The organism is Gordonia sp. IITR100, from assembly GCF_002009645.1.
Classification (GTDB): Bacteria; Actinomycetota; Actinomycetes; order Mycobacteriales; family Mycobacteriaceae; genus Gordonia; species Gordonia hongkongensis.
The window spans coordinates 587,031-614,001 of sequence record NZ_MVKV01000001.1; the positions used below are offsets into that span (position 1 = coordinate 587,031).

Annotated in this window: 18 protein-coding genes; 5 read left to right on the plus strand and 13 right to left on the minus strand. The window is 68.6% G+C overall.

Annotation, left to right across the window (positions count from 1 at the left end):
- Positions 1–5: 5 nt before the first annotated feature.
- From pks13 to glf, 12 genes are all read right to left on the minus strand, one after another.
- Positions 6–5,336, minus strand: a complete 5,331-nt coding sequence (gene pks13, locus B1818_RS02805; protein ID WP_078111878.1) for a polyketide synthase Pks13 — start codon at positions 5,334–5,336, stop codon at positions 6–8.
- Between the two features lie 116 nt (positions 5,337–5,452).
- Positions 5,453–7,354 carry a long-chain-fatty-acid--AMP ligase FadD32 gene (gene fadD32 / locus B1818_RS02810; protein ID WP_058250938.1) on the minus strand — a complete coding sequence of 634 codons (1,902 nt, stop codon included), beginning with the start codon at positions 7,352–7,354 and terminating at the stop codon, positions 5,453–5,455.
- Between the two features lie 257 nt (positions 7,355–7,611).
- On the minus strand, positions 7,612–8,622 hold the full coding sequence (locus B1818_RS02815) for an LLM class F420-dependent oxidoreductase (protein ID WP_058250937.1): 1,011 nt from the start codon (positions 8,620–8,622) through the stop codon (positions 7,612–7,614).
- A gap of 234 nt (positions 8,623–8,856) precedes the next feature.
- The gene (locus B1818_RS02820) at positions 8,857–9,870 is read right to left on the minus strand and encodes a cutinase family protein (RefSeq protein ID WP_058250936.1); all 1,014 of its coding nucleotides are present in this window, start codon (positions 9,868–9,870) and stop codon (positions 8,857–8,859) included.
- Between the two features lies 1 nt (position 9,871).
- Positions 9,872–10,408, minus strand: coding sequence for a DUF732 domain-containing protein (locus B1818_RS02825; RefSeq protein ID WP_058251122.1), 537 nt, complete (start codon positions 10,406–10,408; stop codon positions 9,872–9,874).
- A 270-nt stretch (positions 10,409–10,678) separates the two neighbouring features.
- Entirely contained in the window at positions 10,679–12,202 is a 1,524-nt protein-coding gene (locus tag B1818_RS02830; protein WP_058250935.1) for an alpha/beta hydrolase-fold protein, read from the minus strand.
- A 621-nt stretch (positions 12,203–12,823) separates the two neighbouring features.
- A complete protein-coding gene (locus B1818_RS02835; protein WP_004021369.1) occupies positions 12,824–13,813 on the minus strand; it encodes an alpha/beta hydrolase family protein in 990 nt (329 codons plus the stop codon).
- Positions 13,814–14,195: 382 nt separating this feature from the next.
- The gene (gene zomB, locus B1818_RS02840) at positions 14,196–16,283 is read right to left on the minus strand and encodes a flagellar motor control protein ZomB (RefSeq protein ID WP_058250934.1); all 2,088 of its coding nucleotides are present in this window, start codon (positions 16,281–16,283) and stop codon (positions 14,196–14,198) included.
- Entirely contained in the window at positions 16,270–17,190 is a 921-nt protein-coding gene (locus tag B1818_RS02845) for a decaprenyl-phosphate phosphoribosyltransferase (protein WP_058250933.1), read from the minus strand. Before B1818_RS02845 ends, zomB begins: the two co-directional genes overlap by 14 nt.
- Positions 17,187–17,921: a phosphatase PAP2 family protein gene (locus B1818_RS02850; RefSeq protein WP_175404293.1), complete on the minus strand. Its 735-nt coding sequence runs from the start codon at positions 17,919–17,921 to the stop codon at positions 17,187–17,189. Before B1818_RS02850 ends, B1818_RS02845 begins: the two co-directional genes overlap by 4 nt.
- A gap of 34 nt (positions 17,922–17,955) precedes the next feature.
- Entirely contained in the window at positions 17,956–19,896 is a 1,941-nt protein-coding gene (locus B1818_RS02855; RefSeq protein WP_078111879.1) for a glycosyltransferase, read from the minus strand.
- Positions 19,897–21,105 (minus strand): UDP-galactopyranose mutase, encoded by a 1,209-nt coding sequence (glf, locus tag B1818_RS02860; RefSeq protein WP_058250931.1) that lies wholly within the window; start codon positions 21,103–21,105, stop codon positions 19,897–19,899.
- A gap of 347 nt (positions 21,106–21,452) precedes the next feature.
- Between glf and B1818_RS02865 the strand changes: the two genes are divergently transcribed.
- The 5 genes from B1818_RS02865 to B1818_RS02885 all read left to right on the plus strand — a co-directional run bounded on the left by B1818_RS02865 (position 21,453) and on the right by B1818_RS02885 (position 25,362).
- Positions 21,453–22,121, plus strand: coding sequence for a glycosyltransferase (locus B1818_RS02865; RefSeq protein ID WP_331456748.1), 669 nt, complete (start codon positions 21,453–21,455; stop codon positions 22,119–22,121).
- Positions 22,118–23,068, plus strand: a complete 951-nt coding sequence (locus B1818_RS02870; protein WP_058250930.1) for an acyl-CoA dehydrogenase family protein — start codon at positions 22,118–22,120, stop codon at positions 23,066–23,068. Before B1818_RS02865 ends, B1818_RS02870 begins: the two co-directional genes overlap by 4 nt.
- Positions 23,065–23,847, plus strand: coding sequence for a PIG-L deacetylase family protein (locus tag B1818_RS02875; protein ID WP_058250929.1), 783 nt, complete (start codon positions 23,065–23,067; stop codon positions 23,845–23,847). Before B1818_RS02870 ends, B1818_RS02875 begins: the two co-directional genes overlap by 4 nt.
- 78 nt (positions 23,848–23,925) lie before the next feature.
- Positions 23,926–24,582 (plus strand): class I SAM-dependent methyltransferase, encoded by a 657-nt coding sequence (locus tag B1818_RS02880; RefSeq protein ID WP_078111881.1) that lies wholly within the window; start codon positions 23,926–23,928, stop codon positions 24,580–24,582.
- A 93-nt stretch (positions 24,583–24,675) separates the two neighbouring features.
- Complete coding sequence (locus B1818_RS02885; RefSeq protein WP_078111882.1) at positions 24,676–25,362, plus strand: GAF and ANTAR domain-containing protein; 687 nt, start codon at positions 24,676–24,678, stop codon at positions 25,360–25,362.
- A 4-nt stretch (positions 25,363–25,366) separates the two neighbouring features.
- Here B1818_RS02885 and B1818_RS02890 read toward each other — a convergent pair whose 3' ends face one another.
- Positions 25,367–26,950, minus strand: coding sequence for a SpoIID/LytB domain-containing protein (locus B1818_RS02890; protein WP_254859532.1), 1,584 nt, complete (start codon positions 26,948–26,950; stop codon positions 25,367–25,369).
- Positions 26,951–26,971: the final 21 nt, after the last annotated feature.

Here is a 26,971-nt window from a genome sequence, read left to right on the forward strand (position 1 = left end):
TGCCGCTACTGCTCATCGAGCCGTCCGACCCGCGCGGCCAGGTCGTTGCCGATCTTGGCGATGTACGGCTCGTCGACGATCGAGAGGTGGTCACCGCCGACGTGGATGATCTCCAGGTCGTCGACGACCTCACCCCAGCGGCCGTCTTCGTCGATCTCGGCCCACTGCGGTTCGAGTTCGACGGCGCCGGCGTGCATCTTGTCGGCCCGGTACAGCACGACCTTGCCGTCGTAGGGTTCCGGCGCGATGCTGCTCAGCACGCGGTTCTCGATGAACGAGGTCCGCTGGTGTTCGATGATGCCGCCGGGGATCTTGGTGCCCGACATCGACATCATCTCCATGATGATCGCGAACTGCCCCTCGTCGTCGGCCTCGACGAGCCGATCCATCGGGATCGGTACATCGGGGTCGAGGTCGTAGTTGCGGATCGCGAACTCCTTCCAGCGCTCGAGCCGCGCCCGCTTGCTGTCCGGCGTCTCGGTCATGTCCGCGCGAGGGCGCACCACGTCGATGAGGCCCACGAAGGCAACTTCTTCCCCGGCCTCACGCAGGAGTTGCGCGACGCCATAGGCGAGCGCACCGCCGAAGGACCAGCCGACCAGCACGTACGGGCCGTTCGGCTGCAGCTCACGCAGGCGCGGAAGGTATTCGCGCACACGGTCTTCGATCGATCCCTCGACTCCACGGTCGAAGCCGATGACGGGCCGGTCCGCCGGCAGACGCTTCAGCAGCGCCTCGTAGGCGGAGGTGTTCCCGCCCGCGGGATGGAACAGCAGGATCGGCGTCGGATCGCCGGCGGACGGGTCATAGACCTTCTTGCCGTCCGGGACGAGGCGCAGGTAGCGCAGGAACCCGTCGGTCGACGCGCCGGCATCGAGATGCTCGCGCACGTAGTTCGACATCTCCTCGATCGTCTCGGAGTCGAGGATGTCCTCGACGTCGAGATCTCCGCCGGTACGCTCGTTGAGGCGATCGGTGAGCTGCTGGGCCACGTCCTCCGACAGCACCGGCAGCTTGTTGAAGATGCCGCCGGCCGAGGCCTTGGTGACCACCGCGTACGTGCCGAAGGTCAAGCGCTCGGCGGCATCCCGCGGCGGCACGTCCGAGCCGGCCGCCTCGGCGACGGCCCGCTGCGAGGTGATGTCGGTGGCCGGCTTCGGGGTTGCCGCGGGAGCGGCCGACTCCTCGACCGCCTCCTCGCGTGACGACACCTCCGGTTCGGGCGAGTTCGCGACCGCCTGCTCGACGTCGGCCAGATCCTCGGCGATGTGCCACTTCGGCTCCGGCGACTGCTCGCCGGGCTTGTCGGACTGGCCGGCCGGTGCGGAGGCTGCCGACTCACCACCGCCGGCGTTCTGCTCGTCGATGTAGGCATTGAGCGCCGCGGTGTCGAGTTCGCCACCGCCGGCGGCATTCTGGGCGAGATCGTCGAGCTGATCGCGATGCGTCACCGCGAAGTCGACGAACTTCTCGACGTCGGCGAGGTTCGCCTGGCGCATCGCCTGCAGTTGCAGCTGCGGGATGTCGAACTCGTACTCGACGCGGTTCTTGATCCGCACCGCCATCAGCGAGTCGAGACCAAGCTCGATCAGCGGGATCTCGCGCGGCAGGTCCTCGGGGTCGTAGCCCATGGACTCGCCGACGATGATTGCGAGCCGATCACCCACCGTCTCACCGGATTCGGGACTCCATCGGTTGCCGATGTCGTCGACGACGTCGTCCTCGACGACCACCGTGTCATCGGCGAACACCTCGGCACCGGACCGTGCCGGGGCTGCGGGCGCGGCCGTGACCTCGCCTGCGGTGTCGTCGAGGTCACCGGTCACCGCCGCCTCGAACAGCAGCTGGAAGTTCTTGTCCGCCTTGGCGTGCACGGTCACCGCCGCACCGCCGGGATGCGGGCTCAGCGTCGTCGTGAGGGTTCCCGATGCCGGGATGGCGCTGTGCGCGACCGACGCCCCGACAGCCGCATTCGCCAGGACCTGGGCCGCCGCGGCACGCACCAGTTCACGCGGATCGGTGACCGCGGCCGCGTTGACCTCCCAGGCGTGACGGCCGTCGGGCAGTGCCACGTGCGATCCCGGGACCGTGCCGGCCGAGCCGCCCGAGGAGATCTTCGCGGTGAGCCAGAACTCCTTGCGCTCGAAGCGGGTACGCGGAATGGCCGCGTGACCACCGCGACCGAACAGCGACGCGACGTCGACCGGATGTCCGTGCACGTAGAGCTTCATCAGCGCGTTGACGAGTCCGTAGCTCTCGTCCTCCTTACGCCGCAGCGTCTCGATGAGCTCGGCGTCGTGCAGCCCAGCCGAGAAGGTCACCGCGGCAACGGAGATCAGGACGGCCGGGTTCGGCGAGAGCTCCAGGAAGGTGCGGTGGCCGTTCTCCACCGACTTCGCGATCGCCTGGCTGAACCACACGCTGTGGCGCAGACCCTTGGTGAAGTAGTCGATCGTGTGGACGGGTTCGTGACCGGCGCGGTAGAAGACCTCGCGGTCGACCGAGCTGTAGAACCCGGTGGTGGGCCGCAACGGCGTGATACCGGTGAGTTCGTAGGCCAGCTCGCCCAGGAGCGGGTCCATCTGCGAGGTGTGGCTGGCGCCCTTGGTCGCCAGTTTGCGTCCGAGATTGCCCTCCTTCTCGGCACGCTCGACGATGGCGTCGACCTGCGACTCCGGTCCGCCGATGACGGTGTGCGTCGGAGCGGCGTAGACACAGATCTCGAGGTCGGGGTAGTCGGTGAGGACGTCGGTGATGTCCTCGGCGCTGTACTCGACGAGCGCCATCAGGCGGATGTCGTCGCCCTGGAGCATCGACTCGCCCTCGCCCATCAGGCGCGAGCGCTGGCAGATCACCCGGGTCGCGTCTTCGAGCGAGAGACCGCCGCTGATGTACGCGGCCGAGGCCTCGCCCATCGAATGCGGCACGAGCACACCGGGTTCGGCACCGTGGTGCCGCAGGGTGTCGGCGAGCGCGACCTGGATCGTGTAGATGCCGACCTGGCTCTGCTCGATGCCGTAGGTCTGCTCGTCGTCGACGAACATCTCCGCGATCGAGTACCCGAGCTCGTTCTGCACCAGCTCGTCGACCCGGTCGACGTACTTGGCGAAGATCGGGTTCTCGGTGTAGAGCTGCTTGGCCATCTTGCGGTGCTGCGAACCGAAGCCGGAGAGCAGCCAGACCGCGGACGCGGCGTCGGGCGAATCCGACGAGTAGACAAGCGGATTGCTCTTGCCCTCGGCCACCGCACGGACGCCGGTGATCGCGTCGTCGTGCGTACGGGCCATGACGACGGCGCGCGAGCGTCCGTGGTTGCGGTGTGCCAGCGCGCGGCCGATGTCGGCGAGCGGCGTCGACCGTCCCTCGTCGGACTCGAGCCACTCGAGCAGGTCCGCGGCGGTCTTGCGCCGACGCGACGGCAGGAAGCCCGAGATGACCAGCGGCACAACCGAACCCTCGACCGCGCACGGTGCGAAGCCGGCGGCCGGATCCGACGCGGTCTCCTCGATCACCGGATCGACGTTCTTCGCCTGCGCGGCGAGCACGGCACGCTCGGCCTCGGTCAGGTAGACGTCGTCGTCGAGATCGGGTTCGTCGACGAGCGACGCCGACGCCGGCAACTCGGATGCGCCCGCATCGCCTGCGGGCGCGGACGCCGGCGCGAGATCCTCGGGCCTCACCTCGCGGACGACGACGTGCGCGTTGGTGCCGCCGAAACCGAATCCGGAGACACCGGCGACGGCATGACCGGAATAGCGCGGCCACTCGGTGGCCTCCGGGATGACCTTGAGATTGTTGGCGTCGAACTGGATGTACGGGTTGGGGCCGCTGTAGTTCAGCGACGCCGGGATGGTGCCGTGCTGCATCGCGAGCACGACCTTGGCCAGAGCACCCGCGCCCGCGGCCGACTCCATGTGGCCGTAGTTCGTCTTGACCGATCCGAGCAGCATCGGCGAGCCGGGGAGGCGTCCGCGACCGACCACGCGGCCCAGGGCGTCGGCCTCGATCGGATCGCCGAGGATGGTCCCGGTGCCGTGGGCCTCCACGTAGTCGACGGTGCGCGGATCGATCGCGGCGTCGGCATAGGCGTCCCGCAGGACGTCGACCTGCGCCTCGGGGTTCGGGGCCGGCAGGCCGTTCGAGCGACCGTCGCTGTTGACCGCCGAGCCCGCGATGACCGCGAGGACGTCGTCGCCGTCACGACGCGCGTCGGACAGTCGCTTCAGGACGAACAATCCGCCGCCCTCGGCGCGGATGAATCCGTCCGCGTCGGCGGAGAACGCCTTCACGTGTCCGTCCGCCGCCTGGGCGCCGATCTTGTCGAAACCGAGGGTGGCCGCCGGGTTGATGATCATGTTGACGCCGCCGGCCAGCGCGAGGTCGGATTCGCCGGTCCGCAGGCTGCGGACGGCCTGATGAACGGCCACCAGCGACGACGAGCACGCTGTGTCGAGGGCGATCGACGGCCCGCGGAAGTCGTAGAAGTAGGACACCCGGTTCGCGACGATCGCGGTGGAGGTGCCGGTCAGCGCATACGCGGCGGTGTCCTCGGCGCCCTCACTCAGGCCGAGGGTCGCCAGCAGCTGGTAGTCGTTCGTGGAGGAGCCGATGAACACACCGACCGGCGCACCCTTGAGATCGCTCGGCGGGATGTGCGCGTGCTCGAGTGCCTCCCAGGTCAGCTCGAGCGCGAGACGCTGCTGCGGGTCGACCATCTCGACCTCGCGCGGACTCATCTGGAAGAAGTCGGCGTCGAACGTGCGGACGTCGTCGAGATAACCGCCCTTGGTGTTGGCCGCGTCGAGGATCTCGACGAGCCGGGGATCGGACCGGAACTCCGACCACCGATCCGCGGGCAGGTCCGAGACACCGTCGACGCCGGCGATGAGCGCGTCCCACGTCGACTCGGGCGTCGTGCCCGACTTCGGGAACCGGGTCGAGAGCCCGACGATCGCGATGTCGTCGTCCGCGTTGCGCTCGCGCCGCCAGAAGGTGTCCGCATCGCCGTCGGCGCCCTCGTCGGGATCGCCCTCGATGATGCGCTGCGCGAGCGTGGCGATCGTCGGATGGTTGTAGACGACCGTCGCGGTGAGGATCACCCCGGTCTTGTCCTCGACGTCGGCGGCGAGCGCCACGGCGTCGCGAGACGAGAGACCGAGCTCCTCCATGGGACGGTCGACGGCGATCTGCTCGACGGGGAGCCCGGTCGCCTGTGATACCCACTCGCGCAGCCAATCACGAAGCTGGTCGACAGTGAGGTCACCGGCGGTCTCGCCGTCGGTGCCGGCCGCGGCGGAATCGATACTGCGGGCCTCGTCGGTATTCAGTTCAGACATCGCTTCCAGACTACTGATCTCGGGGCACCTGAACTGGTGCCGGGTGCATTATCAGCCCGCGGGGTGTCCGGGCGCGGCAACTCGACGCACTCACCCCGCCCGGGTCCGCAGATTCGCTACTCGGCGTCCGGGAACGCCGTCTGCTTGTAGCCGCCCCGGAGACTGCCGTCGATGTAGGCCGCACGGGTCGCGCGCCGCGCGATCTTGCCCGACGACGTGCGCGGGATCGAGCCGGCCGGAACCAGCAGGACGTCGCGGACCATCACGCCATGACGCTGGGCCACCGCGGCACGCACGGTGTCGGCGACCTCCTGCGGGTCGGCCTTGCGGCCGGGTCCGCGCTCGGCGACGATGACCAGTTGCTCGGACGCGTCGTCGGCGTCGGGCTTCAAACCGCTGCCGGCGAACTCGAACACCTCGCCCGGCAACTGATTGGCCGGCACCGAGAACGCGGCGACGAAGCCGGGGCGCAGCGCGTCGCTGGCTTCCTGCGCGCTGTACTCGAGGTCCTGCGGGTAGTGGTTGCGGCCGTCGACGATCACCAGGTCCTTGACTCGCCCGGTGATGTAGAGCTCACCGTCGAGCCAGACCCCGAAGTCGCCGGTGCGCATCCAGATCGCGTCCGCGGGCGCACCCTCGGCGTGACTGTTCTCCGGGAGCGGGGTGACGAGCTTGTTGTGGAATGTCTCCTCGGTCTCCTCCGGCTTGTTCCAGTAGCCGGCGCCGATGTTCAGACCATGCAACCAGATCTCCCCGACATGGCCGTCGGGCTGTTCGGTCGCCGTCTCGGTGTCGACGATGGTGGCCCACTGGCTCACCGCGACCTGACCACACGACACCTGCGCGACCGCGTTGGGCGCGTCGGAGTCGACGAGGGTGAAACTGCCGGCGTTGAGGTCGTCGCGGTCGACGTAGACGACCTTCGCCTCGTTCTCGCGCTGCGTCGCGGACACGAACAGCGTGGCCTCGGCCATGCCGTAACAGGGCTTGATCGCCGTCTTCGGCAGCCCGTACGGCGCGAACGCCTCGTTGAACTTCTTCATCGAGCTGACCGTGACCGGCTCCGACCCGTTGATCAGACCGATGACGTTGGAGAGGTCGAGCTCCTCGCCCTCCTTCGGCAGACCGCGCGCGGCGGCGTGCTCGAAGGCGAAGTTGGGAGCCGCGGCGAAGGTCTCCGCGCCGTCGGCGGCGGCGGCGAGCTCCTTGATCCAGCGACCGGGACGGCGAACGAAGGCCTGCGGGCTCATGATCGTGATGTAGCGGCCGCCGAGCGCAGGCAGGATCACGGTGAGCAGACCCATGTCGTGGAACATCGGCAGCCAGGTGACGCCGCGGGCCTTGCGATCGATGCCGATGGTGTCGGAGATCTGCAGCACGTTCGCGGCGACCGCCTGATAGGTGATCTCCACACCGGCCGGGACGCGCGTCGAACCCGAGGTGTACTGCAGGTAGGCGACGGTGTCCTTGTTTTTGTCCTGACCGGCGACCGGTGCCACCCAGCTCGACCCGACCGAGTCGGGGACGGCGTCGACGGCGATGACGCGCGGTCGCTCCTTGGCCGGCAGCGGCGCGAAGAAGTCACGCACCGCCTCGGCGGACTTCGTCGAGGTGAGGATCGCGGTCGGCTTGCAGTCGTCGAGGACCGCGTGCAGTCGGTCGGTGTGTCCGGGCTCGTCGGGGGAGAACAGCGGGACGGCGACGTTGCTGGCGTAGAGCGCCGCGAAGAACCCGATCACGTACTCCAGCGACTGGGGCGCGAGGATCGCCACGCGGTCGCCCGGCTTGGTGACCTGCTGCAGACGTGCTGCGACGGCGCGGAGTCGCTTGCCGAACTGCGCCCACGTCAGATCCTGGGGCTCGCCATCGCGTTCGCGGCTGTAGTCGATGAACCGGTAGGCCAGTGTGTCGGCCTGTTCGCGGACGTTCTGCTCGACGTAGTCGACCAGGGTCGCTTCCTCGGTGAAAGAGATGTTCCCGGTCTCATCGAGAAAGTCTTCGAGTTCAGTACTCAGCATTCATTACTCCTGTGCCCCCTCGTGGACTCCCCCACGCGGGCGCAGTTCTCCGGCGAGGTCTTGGCGACACCACCACGCAGTCCTGCTGTCCACGTCCTGTGCCGACCGCGGGATACGGTAGCGCACGTCCAGTTACCCAACGAAAAACTCGCGTTCGTCATGCTCGGCTTCGCATGAGCGCGCGTCGCCCTTCGACGCGCGCCCCCGGGTTCACCGACCCGTCACCTCGCTGTTGACTCGCGAGACCGTCGGCCATCCTACTCCCCCTTCAATTGCGCCAGCACGGGCGCAAAAGCATCCATCTGCGTGGGGAACACCCCTACGTAGGACATGGTGGTGCGGCGGCGCACCTCCCGGATCTGGTCGGCGATCTCGTCGAAGCTCCCGATCGCGATGTACGGCGAGGTCAGCACGTCGTCGACGGTGAACTCGGTGTCGTGCGCGATGTTGGGCGGATAGCCCTGTTCGAGCGCCTTCAGCGCCATCTCGGCGGTGGCGACCCGATCGTCGGTGATGACGATGACAGCGATCGTCCAGTTCAGTTCGAGCTCGTCGAACCGGTCGCCGGCGACCTGCCGGATCCGGTCGACACGCTCGGCGGTCTTCTCGATGGTCATGTCGGACAGCTTCATCTTGCCGTCGGTGGTGGTGCCGGGCGCGACGGAGATGATGTCGGCGTGCTTGGCGGCCAGGGCGAGCATCTTGGGTCCACCGCCGCCGACGGCGATCGGCGGACGCGGTCCCTGCCGCGGCCGTGGACTCCCCTCGAGGCCGTTGATCTGATAGAACTCGCCGTCGAAGTTCACCGTCTCCCCGCGCATCAGGCCGTCGAGGACGGTCAGCGCCTCGTCGAGGCGACGGATGCGGACGCCGGGCGACTCGAATTCGATGCCGGCCTTGTCGAACTCCTCTTTCATCCACCCCGCGCCGATGCCCAACTCGAGTCGTCCCCTGCTCAGGACGTCGATCGTGTTGGCCTCCTTGGCGAGGAGGGCGGGATGACGCCAGCCGTTGGCCAGCACCGAGGTCGCGAGGCGGATCGTGCTGGTGGCCTGCGTCAGCGCGCCGAGGGCCGCGAGCGGACCGACCTGGTTGCCGAGGTGGTCGGGCACCGCGAAGGTGTCGTAACCGTATTCCTCGGCCGTCTGCGCCAGCTTGACGAACTTGCGGGCACCGCCCTCGTCCTTGTTGCCCTCACCACCCGCGCCGAAGCGGAACCTCCGCAATCCGGCCGAGGTGGCACCGGCATCGCTCGGGGGTTGCGTCATCGCTGTCCTCTCATCGTGATCGCCGGCTGGTGAGGTCGCGTGCGGCGTCTGCGGCGCACTGCGGTGTTCCTCGGGCCAGCCCAACACGTTAATGCAGCGTGACGGCGCCGCCAAACGAATCGGCCGCAGCCGCGACAAGAGGTTACCGGCCGGTTAGTTCGACGATGCGGGCGGTCGGGTGAGTCGCGTCTGAAGACGCTTCTATCCGGTCAGCCGTGACCGGCAGGCTGCCGGTCAGTTGTGCTTCGGCTGGGGTGCGTCCTCGATGAGATCCTTGGACCAGTCGTACATCCACTGGGTCGCGGTCTGACCGTCGTTCTCCCAGTAGCGGGTGGTCGCGTACATCGCGTGGACGGGGTTCGACGCCGCGTTCGCCAGCTTCGACACCGCCGCCAGCGGGTTGACGATCGTCGGCGAGTCACAGATGAGATCGCCCGGGGCGCAGATGGATTGAACCCGGTCACGGAGGTCGCCGAAACCGCCGGTGCGCGGGCCGGTCATGGAGATGCCGGGAACGAGGTTGCCCATGCCGCCGAGCGCGATCTCGGCACCCACGCCGTTCGGGCTCGGCTCGATGTCGTTCTGCTCACCCGGTTGGCGCCGACCGTCGGCGATCAGCCCGACGCCCAGCACGAGATCCTGGTCACCGTCCTCGAGGACGCCCCGGCCGTTGCCGATGTTGCTGGCCAGATCGCCGGCGATGACCGCACCCTGACTGAATCCCATGATCACGTAGCTCGTCAGCGGGCAGCGTTCGTTGGTGGAGATGATCTTGCCCGCCGCGCGCTTGTACCCCTGCGTGCGTGACACGTTGTAGTCGGCCTGCCGGTCGGCGAGGTTGGTCGGATTCCGGAACTGCGCCGTGTAGGGAACGGTGTAGATCTCGCTGCGGGACGAGTCGAAGTCATTCGAGAGGGCACGCGACACGCGCAGCATCAACGAGTTCGGATTCGCCGACGGCGCGTACGGATCGTCGTCGGCGCTGGACTCCCAGGTCCCGGGCACGACGACGGTCAGGACGTCCGGGCAGTCCGCCGGCTGTGCATCCGGCCGTTCTTTCGACGGCGGGGTCGTCGACGGCCCGCCGGGGCCGATCGGCGCGGGTCCCGGAGCCAGCCACACCAGGACCAGCACGACGATGAGCACGATCGCGATGACCGCGAGCGCGAGGAGGAGCAGCGCGAAAGCGCCGAGCCGCCGGACGGGACCCTTCCGGGTGCGGCCCGCGGCGTTGCGTCGAGCGGCCACGTCAGCAGTAGTGCTGTTCGGCCGCGCGGATGACCTTGTCGGCCTTCGAGTTCGCTTCCTCGACGTTGTCCGCCCCCGGACCCACGGAGGCGGTGACGAAGGCCTTCACCATGCTCGGGTCGGTGCCCTTCTGCTTGGCACCACAGACGTACTTCGCCATCGTCAGGGCCACTGAATTGTCGTTGTCACCCATGAACGTGACGTCCTGCTGCTTCAACGCGGCGAGATACGCGCGGGCCTTGTCGTCGAGCGGCTGGCCGCTGGGTCCGGGGAAGCTGGCCGGGACCTTCGTGCTGGGGTTCGGTTCGGTCGCCGGCAGCTCCGACGTGCCGCCGGGCGTGGACGGGGTGGTCTCCTCGGATGTAGAACCCGGCGACGCGCTCGTCGAGGGAGCGGCCGAGTACAGCGATGTCGTCGTGACCGGGTTGTTGGTGATCGGCGCACTGGCCGTCGAGTCATCGGCGCAGGCCGACACGGACCCGAGCGCGAGAGCGAGGCCCGTCACGGCCAGCACCAGCCGCACACACTTCGTTGTCATCGCCACTTCCTGCCGAACCTTTCGGGTCGAGATCAACGCACCGCCGGACGGTCTCGTCCGGCGACACTCACGTCCGGCCTGCGGCCGATCGCAACGCAGGGGCACCCTGCATCGCACACCACGTCAGGCTACCGTCCGCGCGGGGCCGTTCCGGCCGCCGCACCAGCACCACCTGCGGTAACGGTCCGATTCCTCAGCGAAGTTTCAGGCCGTACACACGTGGGGTCGAGGTTGGGGCACCGTCGGCGCCCCGCCCCCTCCATCTGACCGTCACTTCAGGACCTTGGTGCCGTCCTTCGCCGTCCAGGTGATCCGGCCGTGCTCGAAGTGGTTGACGCGGCCCTTGCCGTCGCGGGTCGGGAGTTCGTCGGTCGTCGGCTTGCCGAGACGTCCGCTCGGTCCACCGGCAGCGACGTAGGCGCCACCGATCGCGCCGGTGACGATCTTCGGACCCTTCGGGCCGGTGAACATGCGTCCGCCGGCGAAGTCCTGTGCCTTGCCACCGGCAACCGCGTACGACGGGGTGAGGCAGCCCCCGAGCGTCGCCTTGTTGGCGTCCCAGACCTTGCGGAAGGCGCCGTCGACGCGGCATGCGACCGCGTCGCGCGACAGTCCGAGTGCCGCGGCGGCCTGCGGCCACGCCTGCATCATCTCGAACTCCCAGTACGGCCAGGTGTGGGTGCCCGACGGCCGGTAGTTCGCCTGGCCCGGAATCCCCTTGCGGTTCAACTGGATCGCGAACTGTTGCGAGGTCACGCGGCTCAGCATCTCGAGTCCGACGCCGGAATAGTTGGTCGCGAGCATCGGGATGTCCGACGGCTTGTCGTGCGGCCCGACCATGCCGTTGCCCGAGGAGACGTACAGGCTCGTGCCCTGCAGTTTGTCGACCATCAGATAGGGGTCGTGCTCTTTCCACGCCGGATCGGAGGGCGGGCCGAACATCTTCATCGAGTCGTAGCCGCCACCGTCGCGCACCGCGAACTGGATGGCCTGCGGCATGCCGAACGAACTCAGCTGCAGGATCCCCGAGAACGACGCCGCGAACTTGTAGAAGCCGGGATTGCGCGCGGCCAGCATCATGGCCGCGGAGCCACCCATCGACAGGCCCTCGATGCCGCGGACGTCCGTGGAGCGCCAGTCGTTCTCCAGGATGGGCGGCAGTTCCCGCATGAGGAACGTCTCCCACTTGTAGTTCTTGCCGCGGTCAGGTTCCTTCCAGTCGGTGTAGAAGCTCGACTCACCACCGATCGGCAGGATGACGTTGACGTTCTTGTCCTTGTAGAAGTCGACGATCTTGGTGTTGATGATCCAGCCGCTCTGATCGTCCTGCGCGCGCAGGCCGTCGAGCATCGTCAGCTGCGGGAACTTCTCCTTCGGCTTCGCGTGCCAGTCACGGGCCAGCAGGATCTGCACCTGGATGTTGGTGTTCATCGCCGGCGAGTAGACCCACAGGGCCACGCGCCGGTCGGTGTACCAGTAGGTGTTCGTCACCCTCGCCGGCTGGGCGGCCGGCTCCGACGCCGGAGCGACCGGGGCGCGCGAGTTCGGTGGCGCGGGCGCGGGAGCGCTCGGCGACGCCGGGGGCGCGGGCGGGGCCGCGGGGGCAGGCGGGGCCGGAGCGGGCTCGGCGCCGGCGAGACCGTTGCCGATGACCAACACCGCGGCGGTTGCCAGCGCGACCACGGCCGCCGTCACCGGGCGAAGGGTCGCCCGACGACCGGCCGGGCGCGCGTCACCCTGTCCTGCGTCAGCCGGTCGCGCGTCGACCCTGCCTATACCACTGTTTCGCCGCATCACTCTCCAGAACTCCTTCGCCCCTGTACGCCGGCGCCCGCAGCGTCGTGACCGATTCCCCGTCAGTCACACATGCCTCATGAGTATCAAACGCCTCAGGAGTTTCTTACACGGCGCAGCGAGACATGTCCGCACGCCACGCTGTGACACGTGGGATTTTTGTGACAGTTGATATCCCGGCCTGCTCCCTGAGGAGCGCCCGGAGCCTGCGGAGGGCGCGGCTGCTTCTGCTCCCTGAGGAGCGCCCGGAGCCTGCGGAGGGCGCGGCTGCTTCTGCTCCCTGAGGAGCGCCCGGAGCCTGCGGAGGGCGCGGCTGCTTCTGCTCCCTGAGGAGCGCCCGGAGCCTGCGGAGGGCGCGGCTGCTTCTGCTCCCTGAGGAGCGCCCGGAGCCTGCGGAGGGCGCGGCTGCTTCTGCTCCCTGAGGAGCGCCCGGAGCCTGCGGAGGGCGCGTCACGAAGGGTTTGGCGACGTCATCTACCAGGACCCTTCGTGACGGCCTCCGCAAGCTCCGGCCTCCTCAGGGAGCAGTGGTTGGGCTGTCGTGGTGCGAGCTGACACGACGACGCCCCGCCCGGAAACCCGGGCGGGGCGTCGTGTGGCCGGCGAACCGGCGATGTCAGATCAGCGGAAGAACCCGCGGTTCTTGGCGTTCCAGATCATGTCCTGCCAGTAGCCCCAGGCGTGGGTGCCGTTGGCGTAGTAGGTCATCAGCGGGACGCCCTGGACGAAGGCCGCGGCCTCGAAGGCCTTGGACTGCGTGAAGGCGAGCAGCTCGAGGGTCGAACCCTTGAACAGGTCGTCGAACACGTTGGGCAGTGCGTTGTAGCGGCCGAACAGACCGTTACCGGAACCGACGAAGACCTTCATTCCGCGCATCAGGCCGATGTTCCAGAAGGGATCGTTCTGGAACCAGCGGATGCTCCACGGCGGGCCCCACATCGCGTCGATGTTCCACGGCTTCGGGTCGACGTCGAGCATCGCGAGGCGCAGCGCGGTACGCATGCCGGGTGCGCTCAGGAAGTTGTAACCCGAGAGCGAGCCGGCGCGGTCGAAGTGCTGGCGGTTCTGGGCACCGAGGACCAGAGCGGCGTTACCGCCCATGGACAGGCCCATGATGGCGTAGCGCTTCGACGGTCCGACGCGGAAGCCGCGGGCGTCGAGCGCACTGATGAGAGTCCGGCTGATGACACAGTTCCAGCGGTACCGGTAGGGCTGCCGGTTGAAGTTGCTGGGTGCGTCCCAGTCCGTGTAGAAGCTCGCGGGTCCACCGATGGGCTCGACGACGTTGACGCCGGACTTCACCATCTCCTGGACGTTGGTGTTGATCTCCCAGCCGCTGTAGTCGTACTGGGCGCGCATGCCGTCGAGGAGGATGACGGTCTTGTAGTTGCCGGGCTTCTTCCAGGCGCGGACCTTGACGTTCGGCATCCCGCAGCCGTTGACCCAGAACTCCTGCTTGCCGACCTGCGTTCCGCCGATCCGGGCGTTGGCCTGGCCGGCGACGACGCCGGTCAGTCCCACAACTGTCAGGATGGCGACGAAAGCGGCGATCAACCGGTTGCTCATCCGGTTGCGCGCAGGCCTCGGCGCCTCGGTGGCAGCTTCACGCATGTACAGAATCTCCCTCTTCAGCCGATCGGCCGGAACTCATGGTCCCCGGTGGCCTACCGGTCCTTGTGCGTCACACATTTTTCGTCCCCCGGCTCATTGCGCGGCGCGACGTCGTCCACGAGTCGTTCTCGCATGCGATTCACCGTCGGCGAGCCTATTCGATGCCCCCGAACGTGACAAACCATGTGATCGCGATCACAACCCCCGTCACTTCGACGTCCCAGCAGTTCAGAACGCCTCAGTCACGACCTTTCTATCGGCCGCGCCCACGGGGACGTTACCGATCCGAGATGTTCGACGGCAACTCCACAGGTTCGACCCCGCGTTTTCTCGGGATTCTCTTGGTGTCGTGTGGTTGGGTGCCGCGCCCGGGCGCGCGTCACTAGCGCGGGTTCACCGGCGGTGGCATCTCCAGGCCGCAGCGCTGGATCTCGTACTCCGGCTCACGCTGGATGCGATAGCTGTTGAAGATGAACGCCTGACGCAGGTTGTGCTTGAAGCGGTCGAAGGACCACGGCGCCTCGAACGAGGCGAACCGGTCCTTGGTCTCCGGGCACTGCAGCGCCACCTGGGCCTGACGGACCAGGTCCTCGTCGAGATAACCGGGCAGCACGGGGCGGCGCGGGTATGCCCCGGCCTCGGCGACGACCCACTCGCTCGGCAGGATCTTGTCGTGGCCGATGCGGCCGTCCTCGAGACGCTCGGTGTGTGCGGCGAGCGGGTACGCCAGACCCATCTGGTCGATGACGCGCACATCCAGCGGGGCGTTCATGCTCGTCATGCCGAGGTTGAGGAAGTAGACGGTCACCTGCCGCTCGGCACCCTTCGGCATCACGCCGGGAAGTTGCGCCACGTACCACTCGTCGTAGTTGAACGACGGCAGGATGACGCCGCCGTCCTCGCGGTACTCGTCGATCTTCTCGACCATCGCGCTCATGCGCGGATAGTCGAGGTAGTCCTCGGCCGTCACCGGGTTCTCGTTGCCCATGTTGGTGACGTAGAAGCGGCGCTCGTCGACGATGCCGCTGCGTCCGATGTCGATCCCCGCGTTCGGCAGCACGTTGGCGTGGGTGGAGACCGCCCACACGACGACGGTGATCCACATGGCGCTCATGGCGACCGCGCCGACCAGTTGGGCCCGCGCGCGCCGGCGGTCGGCGGGGTCGGGTGCGGTCACCGGTGGAGCGGCGTCGTCCACCGGGTCGGAGATCACGGACTCGGAGTCCGTCGACGGCCGGCGACGGAACGCCGCACCGACGTGGGCGGGAATCGTCACCGGCACGACCATCAAGGGCAACAGGGTGATGAAGATCGGAACGAGCAGCACCCGGCCGTGCATGAAGTCGCCGCCCTGACGCATCCAGTAGACGATCAGCACGATGCCGGCGAGGACCACGACGGTCACGACCGCGGTCGAGGACTGCAGCCGGCGCGACCATCCGGCGAGTCGCGACGGCCGGGTGTCCGTCGTCGAGTCGGCCGTTGCGTCACCCGAATCCGCGGTCGCGTCGGCACCGGTGGCGTCGGCCCTCGTCGACCGCATGCGGCCGCCGACGACCAGCAGCACCCCGGCCACCGCCGCCAGGACGACCGGCAGCACGAGCACGTAGGGGCCGAAGAGGTTGGTCAGGTAGGCGAAGCCCTGGTCCCACTTGGCACCGCTGGCGTCCTTCGCGACCGCGGGGTTGGGAACCAGCAGGGCGTAGTAGCCCATGCGGAAGATCTGGTAGCCGACCGGCAGGGTCCCCGCGACCACGACGACGCCCAGACGCATCTTCCAGCCGAGGGGCGCGAAGAACACCAGCAGCAGGACGAGGCCGCCGAGGATCGCCAGTTCGGGCCGGATCAGCGGCGCCAGACCGGCGGTGAAGGCGAGTACGAGCGTGGCCGCCGCGCTCCTGCGGCTCGTGCGCGGGCCGCGCCGCGCCCAGGCGACGAGCTGGCACCACAGGACGGCCGCCCAGAAGATGCAGAGTCCGTTCTCGAGCCCGCTCGTGGCGAAGTCGCGCGCGGGCGGAATGGCGATGTAGATGACCGCGCCGAACGGCAGCAGCAGGGTCCAGCCGTCGCCGGTGAGCCCGCCGATGCGTGTCCCGAACAGGCGCGCGCTGCCGTACATCGCGATCGGGATCGCGGCGACCGAGCACACCAGCGCCACCCAGAGCGCGACGTACTCGAGTTGACCGTCGGTGATCCACGCCCAGAACCACAGCAGGTAGGTCCAGGCGGTTGACGTGTTCGCCTCGACCCGCTCCCCGGCGTTGAAGACCGGACCGTTGCCGGCGAAGAGGTTGCGCAGCGTCCGCAGGACGATGAGCCCGTCGTCGGCGATCCACCGGCGCTGCCACGCACCGATAGCGAAGAACGTCGTGACGACGGCGGCCCCGACGACGAAACTGACGGCCGCGACCTTGGTGCGGCCGGTCGTCAGCGCCCGGAATCCGGTTGGCGATCCGTCAATTGACTGCATAGACCGCGACACCCACACACACCAGCCACGCCACGGCGAGCAGCTGCAGGACACGATCGCCGAGCGCGATCTCCTCGGGCTCGCCCGCGGCACCCCCGTCGACGTCGACGGCGTAGCGCAGGATCGCCACGGTGAACGGCACCATCGAGATGGCGTACGCGACGTTGGTGTCGTGGTCGGAGCCCTTGTCGAAGGCCCACAGGCCGTAGAAGATCACGACCGCGGTCGCCGACAGGGTCCACACGAAGCGCAGGTAGGTGGTCGTGTAGTACTCGAGGGCCTTGCGGATCTTGGCGCCCGTGCGTTCGGCGAGCTGGAGTTCGGCGTAGCGCTTACCGGCCGCCATGAAGAGCGACCCGAAGGCCATCACGAGCAGGAACCACTGCGACAGCACGATCTCGGCGGCCACACCACCGGCGATGGCGCGCAGCAGGAAGCCCGACGACACGATGCAGATGTCGATGACGGCCTGGTTCTTCAGGCCGAAGCAGTAGCCGAGCTGGATCACCAGGTAGATGGCGATGACGACGGCCGTCTGCCAGTTGGCGAGGAACGCGATGCCGATCGAGCCGACGAGGAGGACGACGGCGAGGACATAGGCCAGGGTCACCGGGACGACGCCGGCCGCGATCGGCCGGAACCGCTTGGTCGGGTGGTTGCGGTCGGACTCGACGTCCATCGCGTCGTTGACCAGGTAGATGCTCGACGCGGCGAGGCAGAAGGCGACGAAGGCGATACCGGCGGAGCCCAGCACCGAGACGTCGGTGATGTTGCCCGCGGCGAGCGGAGCGGCGAGCACCAGGACGTTCTTGACCCACTGCCGCGGCCGGACGGCCTTGATCAGCCCGGACGTCAGGTTCTTCGGCGGTCCGAGAACCTTCCCGTGCTCGATCGGCTCCTCGCTCATGCACTCTCCCTGTGTCGTGTCACCCGCGCGATGACGGGGGACGCGGCAAGACGCAGCGTCCCGCCGGGGACCGCGGCCGTCAGGCCGAGCCGGGCCAGGACGCGCGCCGCGCGGCGGGCACGTCCGGACTCCTGGTCATTCCGGGTGGGTTCGAGCAGCACCTTATCGCCCGCGATGACCGCCGCTGCGCTCGCGGCACCGATCGCGGCACCCGCGGTGACGTCGGTCGGGTAGTGCACGCCCAGCACCAGTCGGGACAGCAGCATCGGCGGGACCAGCACAGCGGGCAGCACCTTCGGGTCCCAGCCGGCGGCGCGGCCGATGAGGATCGCGGCCGCGGTGGTCGAGGTGGCGTGTGAGGACGGGAAACTCAGTTTGCTCGGCGTCGACACCCCGATGGCGATCGCCGGGTGTGCGGGCCGCGGGCGGCGCACGATCCGCTTGATGATCACCGACGCGGCGTGCGCGCCGAAGGCGCCCACTCCCGCCTCGAGCCAGAGCTGTTGCGCCCGTACGTCACCGCGGCGGCGGGCCAGGGCCCAACCGGTCCCCGAGATCGCGAGCCAGCCCAGCGCGTGCTCGCCCACGTGCGACAGTCCGCGCGCGGCCGGGCGGACGCCCGGGCGGGCGCCGAGCCCGGCCTGGATGGCGACCAGCGCCTTCTCCTCGCCGTTCAGGGGACGCGGGGTGTCGTCGGCCGGGACCTTCCCCGTCTCCGCACGGTCCTCCAGGACCGTGTCGCCCCCGCTGCCGATCACCGGACCATCAGATTCCGAAGACACCCGCCCAGCTCTCCTTCGACGTCAGGTCGCGGTGTGCGGACCTGTACTGCTGCTTCATCTCCGGGAACTTGTCCTGCAATTCCTTCACGAGGGCGAAATGTTCCCGGGCGAGCTCGATCATCTTCTCGCGGTCGCGCTGCCGGTAGACGACGCCGCGGCCGTCGGCGGTGGTGACCGTGACACCGTCGACCCGTCCGAGGGAGAACCATCGCGCCTCGATCGGTGGGAAGTTGGCCTGCGGCACCTCGTGATGCCGGGGATCGGCCGGGCGGACATTGTTCACCACCGCGGCGGTCAGCGCCTTGATCTTGCTGATCGGGTTCAGCGGTATCGAGGTCCCGAGATGCGTTGCCTCGCCCGAGGTCCGCGGCAGCTCGGTCGCCGAGGGGAGGACGACCGCGTCCGGATACTGCTTGCGCATCTGCGCGACCTTCGGCAGCGCGGTGGGCAGCAGACTGCGGATGTGATCGGGTCCGGCGAGGAAGTCCCGGATCGCCTCGTTCTGGATCGCGACCGTCGAATACTCCAGGCAGAGGAGGTGTTTCGCGGTCGCCTTGGTCATCGACCGGACGATCCCCTTGATGGGACCGTCGTGGTGGATCGAAGCGACGACGAGCCGGTTGCGCAGGTGGAAGTACGCCTGCCAGTCGATCGCGTCGTCCTTGTCGCTCCAGGCCATGTGCCAGATCGCGATACCCGGCACGGTGGCGGTGGGGTAACCGGCCTTCGACGCGCGGAGTGCGAACTCCCAGTCGTCCCACTTGATGAACAGGGGCATCGGGAGGCCGATCTGCTCCGCACATTCGCGCGGGATCATGCACATCCACCAACCGTTGCCCTCGACGTCGATCCGCCGGTGCAGGTTCTTCGAGTTCTCGCGGTCGCGCAGTGGGTGTTTGGAGAAGTTGTGGTCGTACTCGACGAACGGCGCCGCGGTCCACATGAAGGTGTCGCGCCGGATGACCTCACCCATGCAGTGGAGGTGACTGCGGTCCTGCAGGTTCAGCATCTGACCGCCGACGAGCATGGGCGCCTTCGCGAATCGCGACATGGCCAGCGCCCGCAGGATCGAGTCGGGTTCGATCGCGATGTCGTCGTCCATGTAGAGGACGTAGGGCGAGTCGGTGAGCCGCAGCGCCTCGTACATGATGCGCGCGTACCCGCCCGAGCCGCCGAGGTTGCCCTGGTCGAAGATGTGCAGCCGGTCGCCGAGAGCGGCCGCGGCCTCGGTGTACCCGGGTTCGTCGACGACCTTCTTGGTGCCCTGGTCGGGCATCATCACCGCGTCGATCACCTCGTCGACCATGGGGTCGGAGGTCAACGCGGCCAACGCGTTCACCGCGTCGGTGGGGCGGTTGAAGGTCGGGATGCCCACCGTGACGCGCTTGGTCTCCGCGTCCGGGGTCGGCGCCTCGATGGGCGCGTACCAACCGGCGGAGACGATCTCGGTGTCGGTGTCGGTGGTGACGTCGAACCAGATCCAGCCGCCGTCTTCGAAGGGGCCGAGGTCCAGCTCGAATTCGACTACGCCGCGGCCGGTTTCGTCGGTGTCGACGAGATCACCGCCGATGCCGATACGCGACCCGTCGATCTTGGAGCGGTACAGGTCGACGCGGCAGGTGCCGATCACCTCGACGCGGAGCACCACGGAGTCGAGGATGCTCCAGCGGCGCCAGTAGGCCGCGGCGAAGGCGTTGAAGTAGGTCTCGAAGCTCACCTCGGACTCGGCACCGAGGAGCACCGAGGTCCGGCTGGGGGCGTGCGCCCGGCGGTTGTTGCTCTCGGACTCCACGACGTACAGCGACCGGACGTCGAGGGGTTCGCCTGCGCGCGGGAAGATCACCCGCTGCAGAAGGGCTTTCGCCTTCGACGGCCCCACTCCGGCGTCGGGGATGTCGGAGTGGTTCACGGGAGTCACCCTCATCTATTCGGCTCCTGCGGGGTCGGCCACCAGCGGCGCACCATCACGCAGATGCGGTGCCAGGGTGTTGTCGAACATGGTGAGCGCACTCGCGATCGCCATGTGCATGTCGAGGTACTGATAGGTGCCCAGGCGACCACCGAACAACACTCCGGCACTTGCGGTCTCGGTGCGGGCGAGGTCACGGTAGGTGGTCAGCATCGCCCGGTCCTCGGGTGTGTTGATCGGGTAGTACGGCTCGTCGTCGTTCTCGGCGAACCGGCTGAACTCCCGCATGATGACCGTCTTGTCGTCGGGGTAGGAGTCCCGCTCGGGATGGAAATGTCGGAACTCGTGGATACGGGTGAACGGGACGTCGGCGTCGTTGTAGTTCATCACCGGTGTGCCCTGGAAGTCGCCGGTGTCGAGCACCTCGGTCTCGAAGTCGAGTGTGCGCCAGCCGAGTCGGCCGGCCGAGTATTCGAAGTACCGGTCCACGGGGCCGGTGTAGACGACCGGGGCGTCGGGACTGTCCGCGCGCAATTGCTCACGGACGTCGAACCAGTCGGTGGACAGGCGCACCTCGATGCGGTCGTCGGCCGCCATGTTCTCGAGCCACGCGGTGTAACCGTCGACCGGTAGACCCTCGTAGGTGTCGTTGAAGTAGCGGTTGTCGAAGGTGTAGCGGACCGGAAGCCGGGTGATGTTTCCCGCGGGCAGTTCCTTGGGATCGGTCTGCCACTGCTTGGCGGTGTAGTGCTTGATGAACGCCTCGTAGAGCGGGCGGCCGATCAGGCTGATCGCCTTCTCCTCGAGGTTGCGCGCCTCGGCGGTCTCGATCTCGCTGGCCTGCTCGGCGATCAGCTTCCGCGCCTCGTCGGGACTGAAGTAACGGCCGAAGAACTGGCTGACCAGCCCGAGGCCCATCGGGAACTGGTAGGCCTGCCCGTTGTGCAGGGCGAACACCCGGTGCTGGTAGCCGGTGAAGTCGGTGAACTGGTTGACGTACTCCCACACCCGCTCGTTGGAGGTGTGGAACAGGTGCGCCCCGTACTTGTGGATCTCGATGCCGGTCGTCGGCTCGGCCTCGGAGTACGCGTTGCCACCGAGGTGGTCGCGCCGATCGAGCACGAGGACCCGTTTGCCCAGCTGCGTCGCGGCCCGCTCGGCGACGGTGAGGCCGAAGAATCCGGAGCCGACGACGATCAGGTCATAGCTGCTACTGGTTGCCACGGGTCCTCAGGGTAACGGACCCTCCCTGAGTAATCTCCGAGCAACGTGGCCTGGCACGGAAGCCGGGTATTGTTTCGAACGTCGGCCTGTAGCCCCCGGGCCCCATCCTCTCCTGTGACCAGTTCGGGGTTTGAGTGACGCCGCTGTTCGTACGATCGCCCGACGACCGGGTGTCCCCGACCCTTCGTGACGCCCCTCCGCAGGCTCCGGGGCTCCTCAGGGAGCAGACACAAACACCCCCGCAAGCTCCGGGGCTCCTCAGGGAGCAGACACAAACACCCCCGCAGGCTGAGGGGCTCCCCAGGGAACACCAGGCAACGGCTCCGATCGAGCGCATCGTCGTCGTGGTGCCCGTCCACAACGAGGCCGAGCGACTGCCCGCGTGCCTCGAAGCCCTGCAGGCCGCGGCCACGGCGGTGCCGATCCCCGTGGAGGTGATCGTGGTGCTCGACGCCTGCGACGACGACTCCGCGACGCTGGTCACGGACGAGTTGTCGACCGTGGTGGTCGATGTCCGCTGTGTCGGCGCGGCGCGCGGAGCCGGTTTCGCGTCCGTGGGTCCGTCGTCGTCGGAACCGGCCACCACGTGGTTCGCGACCACCGACGCCGATTCGACGGTTCCGCGCGACTGGCTCGCCGAGCATGTCGCCGCCGCGGCCGCGGGGGCGGACGCGTACGTGGGCACGGTCACCCCGGACGGTTTCGACGAGTGGCCGGCGGGAACCGACGAGATGTACCTGCGGGAGTACGACCCGTCCCCCGGGCACGGTCACGTCCACGGCGCCAATCTCGGCGTCCGCGCCTCGACCTACGCCGACGTCGGCGGTTTCCGCGAGCTCGACACCGACGAGGACGTCGATCTCGTCGACCGCCTGCATGCCGCGGGCGCGGTCATCGAACGGGGTGCGCACGCGCCGGTCCGCACCTCTACGCGACGCGACGGGCGCGCACGGCACGGCTTCGCGGGCTACCTGCGGCAACTGTCCGGGGCCCGGCCCGACGAGGTCGCCGGGTGACGCCCGCACGGGCACGCGCGATCGTCGGCGACCCGTCCTTCACGCTCCCCCGCCCGGGCGGCGGATGCACCCTCGACCGGTTCGCCGCCCTCGTCCGGGCCTGCTCCGACGACATCAGCACGGGTCGCCTCGTCGAGGCGCACGCCGACGCCGACGCCATCCTCGCCGAGATCTGCGACGGCGGCACCTCCCCGGGCGAGTTCTGGGGTGTATGGGCGGCCGAGACCCGCGGGAGCGGCGTCGACGCCCGCCGCGGCGCATACGGCTGGGAACTCAGCGGGACCAAGGAGTGGTGCTCCGGCGCGACGTCGTGCACCCACGCGCTGGTCACCGCGCGCACCGACACCGGCAACCGGTTGTTCGGCGTCGACCTCGGCCACCCGGGGGTGTCCGCGGACAGCTCCGGGTGGGCCAACGCGGGCATGCGCGACTCCGACACCGGGACCGTCACGTTCGACGCCGTGCCCGCCGACGCGATCGGCGAACCGGGCGCATACCTCGACCGGCCGGGATTCTGGCACGGCGGGATCGGGGTCGCGGCATGCTGGTTCGGCGGGGCCCGCAAGGTCGCGGCGCCGCTCTACCGCGCGGCCGCCCGTTCCGACGACCCGCTGCTGCTGATGCACGCCGGCGCGGTCGACGCCCATCTCGCGTCCGGTTGGGCGCATCTGCAGGCCGCGGCACGCGAGATCGACACCGACCCGGGCGCGCCGTCGAAACGACTCGCCTTCGCCGTGCGCTGGTCGGTCGAACAGGTCGCGACCGCGGTGATCGACCGGGTGGGACGCGCGCTCGGTCCCGGCCCGCTGTCCGCCGACGCCGGTCACGCGCAAGCCGTCGCCGATCTCACCGTCTACATCCGGCAGTCCCACGCCGATCGAGACCTCGCAGTCCTCGGTGCTCTGACCGACGGCGTCCCGCCCGGACCGGGATCGGCGGGTCCGTGACCGCCGACGGCTCCCCCTCGGCGCACCGCTTCGGCGCCACCCCCACCTCGGCGGAGGGAACTCCGGAATCGGAATGGCAGCGGTGGTTCGCCGCGCGGGGTCCGTGGCCCGACTTCGAGCCGGGCGTCCGGCGGCTCGTGGTCCTGGCCGCCCATCCCGACGACGAGGTACTCGGGGTCGGCGGGCTGATGGCGGCTGCCCACCGACGTGGCATCGAGGTCGTCGCGCTCTGCCTGTCCGACGGCTCGGCGTCGCACCCTGGTTCGCCCACGCTCTCGCCCACCGAGCTGGCGATCCGACGACGCGCCGAAGTGGACTCCGCGACATCGGTTCTGGGCATCGAACCGACGCGATGGTGCGGGCTCGGCGACGGCACGCTCGCCGACCACGAGGACGAGATCGAGGCCATCGTCGAGCACACCCTCGCCGAGCAGCCCGAGACCCCGACGGCCCTGCTGGCGGTGTGGGCGCACGACGGTCATCCCGACCACGAGGCCGTCGGACGGGGTGCCCGACGCGTCGGCGACCGATGTGGCGTCCCCGTCTGGATGTATCCGATCTGGATGTGGCACTGGGCCACACCCGACGATCCCCACATCCCGTGGGAGCGGATGCGGACCTTCGTCCTCGACGACGATCTCGAGGCCGCCAAACGAGAGGCCGTGCAGGCCTTCGACACCCAGATCCGCCCGCTGTCACCCGCCCCCGAAGACGCCACCGTCCTCGGACGGCACATCCTCGACCGCCTGCTCCGCGATCGGGAGTTCGTCTTCGTGTGAACTCAAGACGCTCACGACATCGGCATCGACGAGGGCCCGGGACGGCAACCGACACCGACGATCATCAGGACGGATGACATGGCCGACGACCACACCGCCGGGAGCCGAGAAGGGCTCGCCGACAACTATTTCCACGACATGTACCGAGACAGCGACGACCCCTGGGGCTTCACGTCGCGGTGGTACGAACAACGAAAGTACGCCCTCAGCCTGGCGGCCTTGAGCTCTCCCCGGTACGGGTCGGTGTTCGAGCCCGGCTGCTCGGTCGGCGTGCTCAGCGCGCAGCTGGCGACGCGCGCCGATCATCTGCTCTGCACGGACGTCAGTCCGCGCGCGGTGGAGCTCGCACGCGAGCGACTCGACGGCCACGACTCCGTCGAGGTGCGCGTCGGCGACATCGTCTCCGACTGGCCGCCCGGCCGGTTCGACCTGATCGTCCTCAGTGAGGTCCTCTATTACCTCGGTGACGCGGATCTCGACGAACTGATCACGCGGTTGCCGGAATGTCTGACCCCGACGGGCGAGGTGCTCGCGGTGCACTGGCGGTGGCGGGTCGATGAGTACCCGCGAACCGGTGACGAGGTGCACGCCGCCCTGCGGTCGTCGGCGTTGCACCCGTCAGCGTCGTACTCGGACACGGACTTCTGCGTCGACGTGATGACTTCGTCACCCATCGGGTCGGTCGCGCAACGAGAAGGACTCGTCACCGTCGCGGACGCGCACCGTACGGCATAATGATCTCTTTGAACACCCGGGGGAGTTCGAAGCCCGCGCTTTGCTGTCGGTCCAGTCGAAGCGCTCTGAACAACGTCTCACGAGGAGGCAGGAGTGACCGAGTTGGCGGACTTCGGGGCTCAGATGACGCGGATCGCAAGCGAGATGCGCAAAGAGAGCGACGACACCGAAGCAGCGCTTCGTTCGATGACCAAATTCGCGGTCGATGCGATCCCGGGAGCGGAGTACGCGACGGTGACCCTCGTCTCGAACGGTGCGATCGACACCCCGGTGATGGTGGGCCACCTCGGCGGCGAGGCGGACCGGTTACAGCGCGAGCTGGGTGAGGGCCCGTGCCTGCGCGCGGCGACCGGCGTCCACACCGTCTGCATCGACGACATGGCCGCCGAGACCCGCTGGCCCGCCTTCGCCGCCGCCGCAGCCGAGTTGGGTATCAGGTCGATGGCCTGTTTCTACCTCTATATCGACGGCGACGACTCGGCCGCGCTGAACCTGCACAGCACCCGGCCCCACGCGTTCACTCAGGACGCCCTGCAGGTCGGTGAGCTGTTCGCAGCCCACGCTGCGACCACCTTCGGAGCCGTGCAGGAGAAGCAGCAGCTGCGCGCCGCGCTCGGCACACGGGACATCATCGGGCAGGCCAAAGGCATGATCATGGAGCGCTACCGGCTCGACGCGGACGAAGCGTTCGCACTGCTCGCCAGGTTGTCGCAGGACACCAACACCAAACTCGTGGAGGTCGCCACTCAGATCGTCGAAGCGGGACCGGAAGGCGACTGAGCGCTCAGCGGAACGCGTCGCGCTTCGGAAAGCCCAGCGCGGGGATGCCGCCGCGAGCCTGGTAGCGCTCGAGCCCCTTGCCGACGAGGACCCGCGGCCCGGTGGCCGGGGTGAAGAACATCATCCCCTTCTCGAAGAGCTGGGTGACGCCCGCGGCGTCGGGGGTCAGGGTCGGCACACCGAGCGCCTGGCCCAGCGGTCCGGTGATCCCGCCCAGGTCAGCGAACCGTCCGTTCATCGCCGACGTCGCCATGTCGAGGAACTTCGACGATCCCGGCAGGATCTGTTCGGCGAGCTGGTTGAGGCTGCCGAAATCGATACCCCCGCCGCCGGGCGACGCCGGGCCGGTGGGCGGTTTGACGATCCGCGGCGGCGAGGGCTGGCCCTGGACCGCGAACCACGACGACTTCAGCTGCAGCTTGGTTCGAGCTTCCTCGCCACTCACCTCCGCGGTCCCGCCGGAGCCGACCGCGCGCACCTTGATCGCGCGTCCGTGTTCGGCGCCCAGGCCGTTGGCCTCGATGACCTCGAAGCTCTGCAGCGCACCGACTCCGAACGCCGATCCGATGCTGCCCGCGCTGACGGTGGCGGTCCAGTTGTGGTTGGGCGAGACCGTGTCGCCCTCGTCGACGACGGCCGGGAAACGTCCGCCGGCCGTGTAGCCGCCGGTCGAGGCGGAGAACTCGGTGAAGGCCGGTTGACCGTTCTGCATCAGGATCTGGCCGGCGGTGGCGTCGGCCGCCGCGTTGGTCCGGCGGTCCTCACCCGAGACACCGCCGTAGACCTGCGAATTCTGGGTGTCGTCGATCTTCTTGCCACCTGCGATCGCCGCGAGTGCGTAGGTGCGGGCCGCCACGGCCTGCGCCTGCAGCGCCGCCGCGCCGCCGGAGTCGCCCCAGGCGGGCAGGCTCTCGCGCGGGATGACGCCCTTGACGTAGTCGTCGATGTGGATGCGATTGACCACGCGCCCGCCTTCGAGGCCCATGGCCCCGCGGTAGGCCTTGTTCGATCCGCAGAATTTGAGGAATTCACCGGCCGGGCGGTTGGGCGCCATGCTCAGGGGTTCGACGAAGGTGGCCGGCACCGACCGCACCGCACCGCCGCCGCACCCGCTGCGGATGGTGGCCGTGCCCCCGGACAGGCTGACCGCCTGCCCGGGAGCCACCGTCTGACCACCGACTCGCATGCCGGCGTCCGCGTGCACATTCACCGAGCCCTGACCCGTGAGGGCCACCAGGATCTCGGGCCTGTCCACCTTCCCCGCGGTGGTGCCACCGTAGTAGTGGCGCAGGATCTGCTGTGCCGTCCAGCCCTTGCGGGCGTAGCCGTACGCTCCCCATTGCCCCATTCCGCGGCCGTGGCCATGACCGTGCCCGATCAGCGTCACCGTCGACCCGACCGAGAGCTCGACCTGTTCGGCCGATTCCGATGAGCTCGCGACAGCGAGTCCACCGGCCAGCAGTGCGGGCGCCAGCCCCGCCGCGGCCCAGGTCAACGCGCGGTTGCGGGCCCGTCCGGGCCGCGCACCGCTCGCCGGCCATCGCGGCAGAAGCCGTGTAGGTCGGGCTTTGGTCACTGCAGAACACATCCTTCGGTCGCGACGACACCA

Bases quoted from the DNA above. Each gene is read 5' to 3' on its own strand.
- B1818_RS02830 (WP_058250935.1), bottom strand. From the start codon at position 12,202: ATGCGGCGAAACAGTGGTATAGGCAGGGTCGACGCGCGACCGGCTGAC.
- fadD32 (WP_058250938.1), bottom strand. From the start codon at position 7,354: ATGCTGAGTACTGAACTCGAAGACTTTCTCGATGAGACCGGGAACATC.
- B1818_RS02815 (WP_058250937.1), bottom strand. From the start codon at position 8,622: ATGACGCAACCCCCGAGCGATGCCGGTGCCACCTCGGCCGGATTGCGG.
- B1818_RS02890 (WP_254859532.1), bottom strand. From the start codon at position 26,950: ATGTGTTCTGCAGTGACCAAAGCCCGACCTACACGGCTTCTGCCGCGA.
- B1818_RS02835 (WP_004021369.1), bottom strand. From the start codon at position 13,813: ATGCGTGAAGCTGCCACCGAGGCGCCGAGGCCTGCGCGCAACCGGATG.
- pks13 (WP_078111878.1), bottom strand. From the start codon at position 5,336: ATGTCTGAACTGAATACCGACGAGGCCCGCAGTATCGATTCCGCCGCG.
- B1818_RS02880 (WP_078111881.1), top strand. From the start codon at position 23,926: ATGGCCGACGACCACACCGCCGGGAGCCGAGAAGGGCTCGCCGACAAC.
- zomB (WP_058250934.1), bottom strand. From the start codon at position 16,283: ATGCAGTCAATTGACGGATCGCCAACCGGATTCCGGGCGCTGACGACC.
- B1818_RS02825 (WP_058251122.1), bottom strand. From the start codon at position 10,408: ATGACAACGAAGTGTGTGCGGCTGGTGCTGGCCGTGACGGGCCTCGCT.
- B1818_RS02855 (WP_078111879.1), bottom strand. From the start codon at position 19,896: ATGAGGGTGACTCCCGTGAACCACTCCGACATCCCCGACGCCGGAGTG.
- B1818_RS02845 (WP_058250933.1), bottom strand. From the start codon at position 17,190: ATGAGCGAGGAGCCGATCGAGCACGGGAAGGTTCTCGGACCGCCGAAG.